Source organism: Listeria sp. LM90SB2 (assembly GCF_028867355.1).
Classification (GTDB): Bacteria; Bacillota; Bacilli; order Lactobacillales; family Listeriaceae; genus Listeria; species Listeria monocytogenes_B.
In genome coordinates, this window is the sequence record NZ_CP046449.1 from 1,163,324 (window position 1) to 1,175,439 (window position 12,116).

17 protein-coding genes are annotated in these 12,116 nt (G+C 37.8%); 14 read left to right on the forward strand and 3 right to left on the reverse strand.

What is annotated here, in order from left to right:
- Window positions 1-65 precede the first annotated feature (65 nt).
- From GL301_RS05755 to GL301_RS05775, 5 genes are all read left to right on the forward strand, one after another.
- Window positions 66-413 carry a MerR family transcriptional regulator gene (locus tag GL301_RS05755; protein ID WP_003734767.1) on the forward strand — a complete coding sequence of 116 codons (348 nt, stop codon included), beginning with the start codon at window positions 66-68 and terminating at the stop codon, window positions 411-413.
- A 24-nt stretch (window positions 414-437) separates the two neighbouring features.
- A complete protein-coding gene (locus GL301_RS05760; RefSeq protein ID WP_010958857.1) occupies window positions 438-1,577 on the forward strand; it encodes an immunity 26/phosphotriesterase HocA family protein in 1,140 nt (379 codons plus the stop codon).
- Window positions 1,578-1,695: 118 nt separating this feature from the next.
- Entirely contained in the window at window positions 1,696-2,166 is a 471-nt protein-coding gene (locus tag GL301_RS05765; RefSeq protein WP_003724679.1) for a GNAT family N-acetyltransferase, read from the forward strand.
- The gene (locus GL301_RS05770) at window positions 2,163-2,453 is read left to right on the forward strand and encodes a CPCC family cysteine-rich protein (RefSeq protein ID WP_003734769.1); all 291 of its coding nucleotides are present in this window, start codon (window positions 2,163-2,165) and stop codon (window positions 2,451-2,453) included. Before GL301_RS05765 ends, GL301_RS05770 begins: the two co-directional genes overlap by 4 nt.
- Window positions 2,454-2,732: 279 nt before the next feature.
- Window positions 2,733-4,358, forward strand: a complete 1,626-nt coding sequence (locus tag GL301_RS05775; RefSeq protein ID WP_274758849.1) for a leucine-rich repeat domain-containing protein — start codon at window positions 2,733-2,735, stop codon at window positions 4,356-4,358.
- Between the two features lie 34 nt (window positions 4,359-4,392).
- On the opposite strand, the gene GL301_RS05780 is transcribed toward GL301_RS05775, so the two are convergent.
- The 3 genes from GL301_RS05780 to GL301_RS05790 all read right to left on the reverse strand — a co-directional run bounded on the left by GL301_RS05780 (window position 4,393) and on the right by GL301_RS05790 (window position 5,915).
- Window positions 4,393-4,740: a nuclear transport factor 2 family protein gene (locus GL301_RS05780; protein WP_003724682.1), complete on the reverse strand. Its 348-nt coding sequence runs from the start codon at window positions 4,738-4,740 to the stop codon at window positions 4,393-4,395.
- A gap of 64 nt (window positions 4,741-4,804) precedes the next feature.
- The gene (locus tag GL301_RS05785) at window positions 4,805-5,377 is read right to left on the reverse strand and encodes an ATP-dependent Clp protease proteolytic subunit (protein ID WP_003724683.1); all 573 of its coding nucleotides are present in this window, start codon (window positions 5,375-5,377) and stop codon (window positions 4,805-4,807) included.
- Between the two features lie 130 nt (window positions 5,378-5,507).
- A complete protein-coding gene (locus GL301_RS05790) occupies window positions 5,508-5,915 on the reverse strand; it encodes a VOC family protein (RefSeq protein WP_003721540.1) in 408 nt (135 codons plus the stop codon).
- Between the two features lie 91 nt (window positions 5,916-6,006).
- Here GL301_RS05790 and GL301_RS05795 point away from each other — a divergent pair, with 91 nt between their 5' ends.
- The 9 genes from GL301_RS05795 (at window position 6,007) to cobC (ending at window position 12,097) form a co-directional block, all read left to right on the forward strand.
- The gene (locus GL301_RS05795; protein WP_003724684.1) at window positions 6,007-6,486 is read left to right on the forward strand and encodes a precorrin-2 dehydrogenase/sirohydrochlorin ferrochelatase family protein; all 480 of its coding nucleotides are present in this window, start codon (window positions 6,007-6,009) and stop codon (window positions 6,484-6,486) included.
- 118 nt (window positions 6,487-6,604) lie between these two features.
- Window positions 6,605-7,969 (forward strand): 4Fe-4S dicluster domain-containing protein, encoded by a 1,365-nt coding sequence (locus GL301_RS05800; protein ID WP_072217669.1) that lies wholly within the window; start codon window positions 6,605-6,607, stop codon window positions 7,967-7,969.
- Window positions 7,966-8,520, forward strand: coding sequence for a BMC domain-containing protein (locus GL301_RS05805; protein WP_003719346.1), 555 nt, complete (start codon window positions 7,966-7,968; stop codon window positions 8,518-8,520). Before GL301_RS05800 ends, GL301_RS05805 begins: the two co-directional genes overlap by 4 nt.
- Window positions 8,521-8,667: 147 nt before the next feature.
- A complete protein-coding gene (gene eutS / locus GL301_RS05810) occupies window positions 8,668-9,018 on the forward strand; it encodes an ethanolamine utilization microcompartment protein EutS (RefSeq protein WP_003724686.1) in 351 nt (116 codons plus the stop codon).
- A gap of 5 nt (window positions 9,019-9,023) precedes the next feature.
- The gene (locus tag GL301_RS05815; protein WP_003734696.1) at window positions 9,024-9,455 is read left to right on the forward strand and encodes a EutP/PduV family microcompartment system protein; all 432 of its coding nucleotides are present in this window, start codon (window positions 9,024-9,026) and stop codon (window positions 9,453-9,455) included.
- 24 nt (window positions 9,456-9,479) lie between these two features.
- The gene (locus GL301_RS05820; RefSeq protein WP_003724688.1) at window positions 9,480-10,223 is read left to right on the forward strand and encodes an alpha-ribazole kinase; all 744 of its coding nucleotides are present in this window, start codon (window positions 9,480-9,482) and stop codon (window positions 10,221-10,223) included.
- A complete protein-coding gene (gene cobU, locus GL301_RS05825) occupies window positions 10,216-10,773 on the forward strand; it encodes a bifunctional adenosylcobinamide kinase/adenosylcobinamide-phosphate guanylyltransferase (RefSeq protein WP_003740563.1) in 558 nt (185 codons plus the stop codon). Before GL301_RS05820 ends, cobU begins: the two co-directional genes overlap by 8 nt.
- A gap of 1 nt (window position 10,774) precedes the next feature.
- Window positions 10,775-11,521: an adenosylcobinamide-GDP ribazoletransferase gene (cobS, locus tag GL301_RS05830; protein WP_003724690.1), complete on the forward strand. Its 747-nt coding sequence runs from the start codon at window positions 10,775-10,777 to the stop codon at window positions 11,519-11,521.
- Window positions 11,522-12,097 (forward strand): alpha-ribazole phosphatase, encoded by a 576-nt coding sequence (gene cobC / locus GL301_RS05835; protein ID WP_003724691.1) that lies wholly within the window; start codon window positions 11,522-11,524, stop codon window positions 12,095-12,097. It abuts the gene before it with no gap.
- Window positions 12,098-12,116: the final 19 nt, after the last annotated feature.

A 12,116-nucleotide genomic window follows, 5' to 3' on the forward strand; every position in this document is an offset into this window, starting at 1 on the left:
CTTCTCCTCCTTTGACTATGTTAAGCTTAAGGTATGGAGTACACCCGATAGCAAGGAGGAACTAGATGTATATTAAGGATTTTGCCACTAAAACGGGGCTTTCGATTGATACGCTTCGATATTATGAGGAAGAAAAATTATTAATACCTGCTAGAAATGAAAAAAATTATCGTGTTTATACGGAAGAAGATTATTGCTGGGTACAGCTTTTACTTAAAATGAAGCAAACAGGGATGACAATAACAAACATTAAAAATTTTGCTGCATTACAAAAGCAAGGAGACATGACACTTCCAAATCGGATAGAAATTTTAAATAATCATATGAAAAACTTGTACGAGCAACAGAAAGATTTGGCAGAAACAATTTCCTTTGTGGCTAAAAAAGTGGATGGATATCGAGAGAAGTTATAAATACAACAGGAAAGGCGAGTAGAGATGATTAATAATGAGATACGAGAAGTGATCGGATTACATCAAATTAATGAAAATGATCAGAAATTGACTGTGGAAAATGCAGAAGTAATCATCAGAAATCATGTGCTGATAAAATTGATTCTTAATCAAGCTGATTGCTACAAAGAAATCGATTATAATCTAGAGCTTACAGATACAAATGAATTAGTTGGCCGAAAAAATGCAAAACCAAAAGCATTGACGACAAAAACAATTTTAAAAGCTAAAACCAAAGAATTAAGGTTGAAAATAAATAAAATCAGTCATCGAATAGAGTTAAAACTAGGTGTTCAGCATTTTGAAAATATCTATTTTGAGAAAGGGATGCTTTTCACGAAAGAAAATGTACAAGAAAAAATTGCTGCAAATTATGGAAGTGATTGGTTGAGCATATTAGATAAAGCAAAGCTCAAAGTGAAAACGAGACAAACCATTCAGCAAGGTTCCATTTTTTCTTATCCAATTGGAAATGAATATGGTTTCGGGCTTGTGATTGGTTGTTTTCAGGCGTTTCGGAAACAAAAAATAATGCCTCAAGATAGCTCGCATTACCTCCGATTGATGATGGGAGTTCCGCTTGTTATTCGTAGCTTTAACTATACAAGTAAACAAAATACAGTTGATTTATCACTTTTGAAAAAACAGGAGCTCTTAAATCCGGAATTTATTATGGATGATTTAGTGTTGCGTGGGGATTTTCCGATTATTGGTAGGGTAGATTTGGAAGAAGCGGATATTTCCTTTCCAATGAATTTTTCTTTTAATGGAGTGTCTACAACGTATGCCGGTTATCAAGCAATAGGTGAACCAGATAGGGATATTATTAAAAAGTACGAGGAGGAAATTACCGTTAGATTTGATTGGGGATTTGGAAGCAAAACGATGCCTGCGAAAGAATTTTTGAAGAGAAGTAGTGGGAAAGAGTCATTTCTACCTTATTCTGGATTAGGAATGACCCCAATTGCTGGATATTCGAAAAAATTAGTTTCTCCTAAAACAATATTCACTCCAGAAGAACTAAAACAAATTTATGAAATTTTAGAGATAAATGGGGAAAAGTCGTTTGATGACTTTAATGAAAATTATAACGGCCTTACCGCACAAAATATTTTATCAATTTGACGTCTTTAGCGATACTAATCAAGAACTTTCCTAATTTGCTCAAAATGATAACAATGTAAAATGCAATCAGTAAGTTTATTATTGAACTTATGTTATAAAGTAAACAAGGAGGATCTTCATGGAAATCACTTTACAACAACCTACCTCAGCTGACTTTTCCTTCATTGAATGGTTATGGGGAGATTTGGCAACGACAGAAGTACTCGGTGGGCCATTTTCTTTTCCTGAAGAAATGCGAATGGACTGGCTCAAGTCAAAATCTCAAGCGAGCAATGCTTATTTTATTATAAAAAAAGGTATAGAATCTGTTGGTGAAGTTAGCTTTCGTGATTTTGAAAAAGGGACAGCTCATTTAAATATTAAAGTGGCTGCATGTTACCGGGGCCAGCGAATCGCTCAAAAAGCTTTGCAATTATTCTTGGATTTTTTTCAAACTGATTGCGGTGGAATAGTTATGTTGGATGAAGTTAGACGGAAAAATGAAGCAGGCATTGGGTTTCTCGTGAAAGCTGGTTTCGAAGTTATAGAAGAAAAAGAATGGACGATGGTGCTCAAATGGAGTGCTCAAGCAGAAGGAGGTTTTGAATGAGTAAAGAAAGATGTGCATGTTGTAACTGTTTAACAATTGATGTTAGAGGCGAGTTTGAGATTTGTCCGATATGTTTCTGGGAAGATGAAGGTTATTTTGTCTTTGATAAGGAAGAGATTTATTCTCGCTATCAAGATATTTTCTCGATAGAAGATTTGTTAAATATTCGCTCTAGTGCTAACAATGGTTTAACGTTATTAGACGCACGACAAAATTTCAAACTGTTTGGTGCTTGTGAGGTGGCAATGAAAAAATATGTAAGAGAGCCAAATGCAGAGGAATTATAAAAAATGAGCAAGTAAGTTAGATTTAAAAGCCTAACTTACTTTTTTAGTAGTTAAAAAAGCTGATTTCTTATATTGGTTCATTTTTTAGACATATTTTAATGAAAAATAAATGGGTATGATAAGTACGGTGAAAGCAATATTACCAAGGGTGAATGGGAATTAGCTTCCGAATAAAAGGAGGGAAAATAATTTCCTGAAACAAGAAAAATTGCCTCCTTATTCTGTTGATTTGATTATATAAACAGAGTATTATGTTGGTTGACAATCAAGGAGGATACTATGAAAAAAACTATCAAGATTACAACCAGTTTACTTTTGAGCTTTGCTTGTGTATTTAGTATTGGGGATTTTACTAAGCCACATACAGTCGAAGCAGAAACAGTCTATTCGCTTACAGATTCAAAGCCGATTAATGAAATTTTTCCTGATCCAAAGCTCGCGCAAGTTGTAGCAAATTGGTTAAAGCTTCCCTCTGCAACTAGCCCAGTTACGCAAAACCAATTGAATACAGTTAAATCTTTGCACTTTGATTCAAAAGGTGTTCAAAGTCTTGAAGGAGTAGAATATTTAAAAAATCTCACACAAGTATTTGGCTATGGTAACCAAGTGAGTGATCTAGGGCCATTAAGTAATTTAACGCAACTAGAAATCATTCAGATGCCAAGAAATCAAATAAGTGATTTAACCCCAATTGCGAATTTGACAGCATTAATGTCACTTGATTTTGAGTTTAATAACTTACAAACGATTGAACCGATAAAAAATTTAACGAACATGTTAGAACTGAATGTTAGCGCCAATCCTATTTCGGATATTAGTGCCGTTAAAAACATGACACAACTGGAATTTTTGACTATAAGAGACTGTGAGGTAAGTGATTTATCGCCAGTCGAAAATCTGTCTAATATGCTGATGTTTTGGGCGGGGAGAAATAATATTAGTGATATTACCCCACTCAAAAATATGTCCAAACTGCTTGGTTTAAGTTTATTTGGGAATCAAATCAAGGATGTGAGTGTAATTAAAAATCTTACTAGCCTTGAAGACTTCGATATAAAAGCGAATCAGGTGAGCGATATTAGTAGTTTAGCAACATCAACTACACTCGAGACATTAACTCTTAGTTTCAACCAAATAATTGATATTTCGTCCCTGAAAAATTTGACCAATTTAACTAGGTTAGAACTAGCGAATCAAACGCGTGTATTAGATGCGGTTGAGGTAGATGATCCATTGATTTTACCCGCTCCAGTAATTGATGAAAATGGCAGCAGAGTACAACCGACAAAAGTAAGTCATGCGGGTATTTATGCAAATGGCGAGATTACATGGGAAGGGTTGCAAAGTAATTATATTCTAAATTACGAGTATAATTTACCCGTAGCAATTGGTTCGTTAACAACAACGTATTCTGGTAAAATTACGCAGCCACTGTTGGAGAAGCCTGTTAATCCGATTACCCCGGTAGATCCGGTAGATCCGGTAGATCCGGTAGATCCGGTAGATCCGGTAGATCCGGTAGATCCGGTAGATCCGGTAGATCCGGTAGATCCGGTAGATCCGGTAGATCCGGTAGATCCGGTAGATCCGGTAGATCCGGTAGATCCGGTAGATCCGGTAGATCCGGTAGATCCGGTAGATCCGGTAGATCCGGTAGACCCAGTAGACCCGGTAGACCCAGTCACTCCAGTAAACCCGTCAAATCAAGTAAATCCAATTGATCCAGTGAAATCAGTTCTTCAAGTTACTGAAACTTTAATGAAACAGACTACTTCTGTTAATACGATAGTAGCTAAAGATAATAGAAATTTACCGAAAACAGGGGATAGTGGAATGCATTCTAGTTTAGTTAGTGGTTTAATGCTAGCTGTTTCTAGCGTGATTTTATTACGAAAACGAAAATAAAAAAAGGAATTTGGCTTTTAGTCAAATTCCTTTTCTATACGATTTTTGTACCTTGGTGAAAGGTGAGTTTCCACGAGCCATTTTCGATAATCCAGACGTTGCTTCGCATTGTATAGCTATTTTCACTTGTGTTTTTCAATTTATAATAGGATAAGACCTTCGTTTCGTCTAAAATTTTTATGTCATAATCCATGATTTCTAAACTGCTATTGCCAAGTGTTGTTAGCGATTTGTAATAGGAAAAGTCTTTAACAACACCGTTTTGTGTGATTTCAATATAAGATTCGCTTAAAATAGCGATAATTTCGGACATGGAGTGACGGTTTTCGAGTGATAAATGAATTTGATCAAGTTTTTGAAAATTTTCTTTCGTTAATTTCATTTTAAGTCCTCCATAAAGGGAATAAAAAAGGTTCACTTCATTTTGTAAGTGAACCTTTTGGTTTTTATTTTAAGCCATCGCGATTTTCGATGATTTCATTTACGATGCCGTAATCTTTTGCTTCATTTACAGAAAGCCAGAAGTTGCGGTCTGTATCTTTGGAGATTTTTTCGTATGATTGACCGGTTGCTTCAGCGATTAGGCGATTAATTCTTTCGCGCATCCGGATAATTTCTTTTGCTTCGATTTCGATTTCTGTGCTTTGACCTTGGACACCGCCAGCAGGTTGGTGAATCATATAGCGCGTATTTGGAAGGCTAAAGCGATTTTCTTTTTCGGCAGCTAAGTAAATGGTAATGCCGGCACTTGCAACCCAACCAGTTCCAACGACTTTTACTGTCGGTTTAATAAATTTAATCATATCATGAATCGTGTCACCAGCTTCGACGTGTCCGCCTTGGCTATTAATAAAAATCGTAATTGGATCATTGCTAATAGATTCAAGTAGTAAAAGTTGCTTAGAAACGTCCTCGGCTAACTCCTGATTGATTTCCCCGTAAATTAACACTGTGCGTGTATCAATCAATTTTTGGGTAAGGATGTTTGTGATGTTTTCATTCTTTGTATTCTCTGCCATGAAAAAATTCCTCCTTAAAAAGCCTTAGTTTATTTGTAATACAGGTATCTTATCATAATGGTCGAAAATGGTCAAACATTTTGAATATAAAAAAGAAAACGCTTTAGGACGGCGTTTTCTCTTCTTAATTTTATACGAATGCGAGTTGCCAAGTAATGCCATATTTATCCGTAACCCATGCCACTTTTCGAAGCGCTTCCACTGCTTCTGGCCCCATCATAACTGTACCTTCTTTAGCCAGTTTTTCAAAAAGAGTGTCAAATTCATCTTCCGTATCTGCAAAATAAAGGGTTGTAGTGGCCCAGCTAAAGTCAGGGGAGGCGTTGTTAGTCATGTCCATAATCATGAATGATGCACCTTTTATTTCAAAAGTAGCATTGAGAACCTTGCCAATATCGCCGCCTTGCTCTGGTTTTGTAAAGTAAGTTAGTCCGATTTTTTTCGCATCGGGGAAAGTGTCTAAATAAAAATTAAATGCTTCCTCGCCATTGCCGTTAAACGTGAAAAATGTGGAGATTCGTTTTGCTTGATTAAACATTTATTTTACCTCCTTTTGAATTATTTTAACTATACCCGAAAAATGGTTCAATTATGTGTTAAAATGAAGAAAAATGTGCGGGGGCTTGATGATGAAATATCCGATAATGCTTGATATTACAGGGAAACGGGTTGTCATAATTGGCGGTGGGAAGGTGGCGCTTCGTAAAGTAAAGGGGCTGCTTCACACCGGAGCTGATATTTTAATTGTCGGGTTAGACGTTTTGCCAGAGATTAAAGAGCTTCAAGTGCAGGTGAAAGAAGAAGCTTACCGGGCAGAACATCTAATTGGTGCTTTTCTGATATTTATTTGTACGAATAACCCAGAAGTAAATCAAATGGTACTGAAAGATCGCTTGCCAGAACAACTAGTGAATGATACGACTGAACAAAAGAATTCCGATTTTTTCAATATGGCAACTGTATCAAAAAATGAGTTGCTAGTCGGTATTTCAACAGGAGGCGGGAATCCTGGATACGCCAAGAAAGTAAAACGGGAAGTACGCCAGTTAGTAGAAAATTTAGAAACAGAAGAAATCGGAAAGCGTAATAAAAATGATAAAACCTGCTAATTTTAGTAGGTTTTTTATTCTATTATATTGCTCTCTTTTAGGTTGCAAAATTTTACTATAGATTTTGGAATGTAAACGCTCTATCATTGAAGTATACTGAAAAACTATTAAGAGGGTGTTGAGCCAAATGTCCATTTTAGAAAAGATTAAAGATGCCGGAGTTGTTGGTTGTGGTGGAGCGGGCTTTCCGACCCATGCCAAATTTAGCGGTGAAGTGGAATACTTAATTATTAACGCAGCGGAATGTGAACCGCTCCTAAAAACAGATCATTTTGTCATGAGAAACCATGCAGTAGAAACGATTAAAGCAATTGAAATGGTTAAAAGCCAAGTAGGTGCAGAATTTGCCGTTATTGCAACAAAACGGTATTACACAGAGGAAATTGCGGCTTTACGGTCAGCAATTACAGAACTAGATGCAAGTGTGACAATACATGAGATGGATAATGTCTATCCAACTGGTGACGAGCAAGTCATGGTCTTTGAAGTGACTGGACGCGTTGTGCCACCAAGCGGTATTCCACTAATGGTTGGCTGTATTGTATCGAATGTCTCGACAATGTGGAACGTCTTTCATGCAATTCAAGATGACGCACCAGTTGTTCGTAAACAGCTGACAGTAACTGGAGCAGTTGGAGAGCCGAAACTTTTAGATGTCCCAGTTGGAACGCCATTTGAAGTCTGTTTAGCAGCAGCTGGTGGAACTAATTTAGACGAGTATTTATTTTTAGATGGTGGACCAATGATGGGGAAATTAAATGACAAGTCTACCATTGCTGAAAAAGTAGTAACGAAAACAACTTCGGGTTTGATTGTGGCAGAGGATACTGGTTATCTGCACAAGCTACATTACCAAACAGTGGAACAAATTTTTAATGAAACAAAATCGGCTTGTATTCAGTGTTCACTTTGTTCGGATTTATGTCCAAGAAAACAATTAGGTCACGATATTCATCCGCATAAAGTTATGCGCCATTTCGCGGTTGCAGAAGATATAACGGATATTAAACCAGATCCGATTTGGGAAGAAGCGATGATTTGCTGTGAATGTGGCATTTGTGAGGTAATTGCTTGTCCGATGGGGCTCTCACCGCGCCAAGTAAATATTCATGTGAAAAAAGAACTTTTAAAACAAGGCGTTCGTTATCAAACTGATAAAAAAGAATTTACGCCTGATCCGATGCGTGAATATAAATCAATTGCTCCCAAAAATATTCTAATCAAAATGGGCTTACAACAATATGCAGACGTTCATTTAGAAACAATGCATTATCTAGATGTAGATGAAGTATTTATCCCAACGAAAATGCATATTGGCGCGCCGTCTATTCCAGTAGTAAGTGAAGGGGACATCGTGAAAAAAGGTGATTTAATTGCGAAAATTCCTGATGCTGCTCTTGGGGCAAATATCCATGCAAGTATTGACGGTCAAATTATTCGTATAACCGAAGAACAAGTTCATATTAAGAAGGTGATGTCATGAAAATGGATACATTAGGATTTCTCGAATTAAATAGTATTTCGAAAGGCATCGAGGCGGTTGACACAATGCTAAAAGCGGCCAACTCCGAATTGATTTATGCTAAAGCAAGCTGCCCTGGGAAGTATTATATATTAATTGCAGGGACAGTAGATTCTGTAGCTCAATCAATTGAAGCTGGAACGAAGATTGGTGCGGCAAATATCGTCGGGAATTTAGTCATTCCTCGCGTGTCCGACCAAGTAATTAAAGCAATTAACAAAACGGAAGTGCCAGATGAGATGAATGCAGTTGGTGTTATGGAGTATTATTCCTGTTCAGGATCAATTATTGCTGCAGATGCCGCAGTAAAAGCTGCAGATGTTCAGTTAATGGATATTCGGTTGGCAACGGGGATTGCTGGTAAATCTTTCGTTGTTCTAACTGGTGATACAGCAGCATGTGAAGCGGCTGTGGAAGCTGGACTTGCGGCAGCCAAAGAAGAAGCACTTTTAATTAATAAAGTAGTTATACCAAGACCTCGTAAAGAAGTTTTTGAGAGTTTAATCTATTAAAAAGATAACAATATATTGTCATAGAGTTTTTGAGAAAGGTACGCACTGACTGAGGTTGCGTGCCTTTTGAACAATCTGACAAAATAGTGGCGCTTAAATATGATAGGATTATTTTGAGATAGTTTGTCTAGATGAGGAGTGAAGAAAATGAGTTTTGATGATAATAAAGAGCGTGTAATACAAGAATATGTACCGGGAAAACAGGTGACGCTGGCGCATTTAATCGCCAACCCAAACCGTGATATTTATACAAAATTAGGATTAGAAGAAGGCGCAAGTGCCATCGGAATTTTAACGATTACGCCAAGTGAGGCTTCGATTATTGCGAGTGACATTGCAACTAAATCAGGTGACGTACGAATTGGCTTTATTGATCGTTTTAGTGGGTCCGTTGTACTTACAGGTGATGTTTCTTCTGTTGAATCAGCTTTACAACAAGTCGTTTATTCATTACATGAGATTTTGGACTTTTCTATTCCAAAAATCACTAGGAGCTGAGTCACTTGAAGAAAATGATGGTAATGGGTTCAGTTGGTTGTGGTAAAACAACGCTGTGCCAGAAATTACATGGATATGATATTTTATATAAAAAAACACAAGCTGTGGAGTATTTTCAAGAAATGATTGATACGCCAGGTGAATTTGTACAGCATAGACAACTCTACAGCGCGCTCACTGTGACTGCGGCTGATGCATCTGTAATCGCAATTTTACAGAGTGTAACGGAGAAGAAGCAGACGTTTTCACCGATGTTTGCCAGTATTTTTGCTAAACCGGTTATTGGGATTGTTACAAAAGTGGATTTAGCGGAATCAGAAAAAGACATCGAGCGAGCAGAGCGGGAATTACGCATGGCTGGCGCGAAGCATATTTTTTATATTTCTTCGTTAGAGGAAACTGGAATAGAAGAGCTTCGGGCATATTTGGAAGATTAATTTTAACTAAGTGGGGGTTATTTTATGCCTCAAGTGAGGGATTTATCTGTAATTGATGTGCCTGGTGGCTGTGTTTTGACGAGCTGTGATATTAGCGCTGGGTTTGGTGAGAAAGTGCATGATGGTTTAAGAGTCGCGCCGGAAGTCACAGCTCGTTTGACCTTGAGAGTCGCTCTACTAGAAATGCTTGCTTCAGGTGCTGTAGTAGTGGCTGTGAGTGATGTTATCGGAGCGGAAATGGAGCCGACCGGTAAACGTGTTATCGCAGGGCTAAAAGACGAACTTATTAAGGCTGATTTAGGTCATATTGAATTAAATGGAAGTACTGAAGAAAATATGAACGTAACACAAACTAGTGTAGGCGTTCTTGTAACTGGTTTTGCGACTAAAGCTGCACTTAAGCTTATAAATGTGCACGAAGCTGCGGTCTTATTTGCATTTGGCGAACCGATTGTTGGAGCAGAAGTTTTGCAGAGGATGGCGGAGATGCCAGATTATCATTTAGTGAAAAAATTGGTGGAGCATAGCGATGTGCTTGAAGTTGTGCCGGTTGGGTCGAAAGGAATGGCTTATGAGGCAAATACTTTAGCACGGCTTAATGATTGTACTTTCAAAGCCAGTGACGTTTTTAATGAAGCGACCATGAATAAAACTGCGGGGCCTGCTTCTGTTATTTTAGTAGCAGTTAAAGCAAGTGAAGTAAAAGCATTTGAGCAGAACTTTCCAGCGGCTAAATGTTTAGGAGAGTTGAGGAATTACCATGAGTGAGATGATGCTTGTAACTGGTGGCGCTAGAAGTGGTAAAAGTAGTTTTGCTGAAAAAGAAGCTACCAAATATAATCGTGTTTTATATGTGGCGACCGGAATTGCATTTCAAAATGATACAGAGTTTCAAGCTAGGATAAAAAAACATCAAGCAACGCGTCCAGAACACTGGGATACTTTTGAAGCATTTAAAGGGATTGCTGCTTATTTGGAGCGAAATGGAAATAAATATGATGTAATAATGCTTGATTGCGTAACGATGTTAGTAACTAATTTGTTTTTTTCGTTGCTTGGTGAGCGCGAGTTGACAAATGAGATTGCTGATGAAGTAGAAGCGGGAATTCAATCGGAAGTTCGCGCAATTTTAAAAGCAGGAGAGCAATCCTCAGCCAAATTTATTTTTGTTACGAACGAAATCGGATTAGGGGTTGTACCTGAAAACAAGTTAACACGCGTCTTTCGAGACATTATTGGTCGTATTAATCAGCAAATTGCAACGGAAGTAGAAGAAGTCTATTTTGTCGTGAGTGGCATTCCGAAAAGGTGGAAGTAATATGAAAACATTGATTTTATTAATTCAATTCTTTACGCGAATTCCGTTACCTGTCCAAATAAATATGGATGAAATCAACTTGAAAAAAGGGAGTGCTTTGCTGCCGTTTGTCGGGGTGATTATTGGCGCTTGGAATTGGCTCATTTTTACTTTGGTGGCTCTTTTGATGCCCTTACCAGTTGCGATTATTGCGGGGCTTTTTGCAGAAATTATCATTACTGGCGGTTTTCATGTTGATGCACTGGCGGATACGGCGGATGGACTTTTTTCTTCTCGGAAAAGAGAGCGTATGCTGGAAATTATGAAAGATAGTCGTGTAGGCGCGAATGGCGTGATTGCGATTTGCTTTTATTTTCTTTTTTATGGCTCTTTATTCCTATCTGTTCCAGATACGCAACAAATTGGTTGGTTATTTTTCGTTTTACCGATTGTTGCTAAAGGAGTGACAATGTTGCTTTTTGCAAAAATGACCTATGCGGGATCGAAAGAAGGACTAGGTTCGATTTTTCTAGGAGTTCCTTGGTGGCCGGTTGTGATTGCGCAGGTGATTGTGTTAGTTGCTTTAGGGGCGTTTTTCTCTTATATTGGCGTCATTGCTTATGCTGGCGTGATTCTGTTTACGATTATTTACCGGGCATTTGTTTATAAACGGATTGGTGGTATGAATGGGGATACGCTTGGTGCGGGTGGACAAATGGGACAACTTATTTGTTTATTTTGTTTAGTGCTGCTTTGGGGGTTGATTTAAGTGCAACTTATTTTTGTGCGACACGGAGAAACGGACTGGAATGTAGCGAAAAAATATTGTGGTCAGTTAGATGTCGCGTTAAATGAAAATGGTATTCGACAAATGGAGCAACTCCGCGAAAAGCTGGAGAATTACTCGATCGATTTAGTTGTTACGAGTGATCTTATGCGCGTGAAGCAGTCGGCAAATATTTTAAGTAACGCAAAGACGCTTCGGTTTCCGGCTTTGAATGAAATGAATTTCGGTGACTTTGAAGGTTATACATATCAGGAAATTAGCACTAAGTTTCCAAAGGCGTGGAATGAATACTGTAATAACTGGCAAACGGCACTATTTTCAAATGGGGAAAGTTTTCCGATATTTTATGAGCGAGTAGTTGCGATATTAGAAGAAGAAATGGAAAAATGGCAGCAACTTGATACGGTGTTGCTCGTGGGTCATCTCGGTGTTTTACGAGTCATTGCGCTTTTTTTACAAAAACAAACTATAGCACAATATTGGGATATCGATTTTAAGCAAGGATGTTATTCGCTCTGGGACAACAAATCTCAACATTTTCTTATTTCTAATCAATAGTAGATTTTTGTTGTTTCAG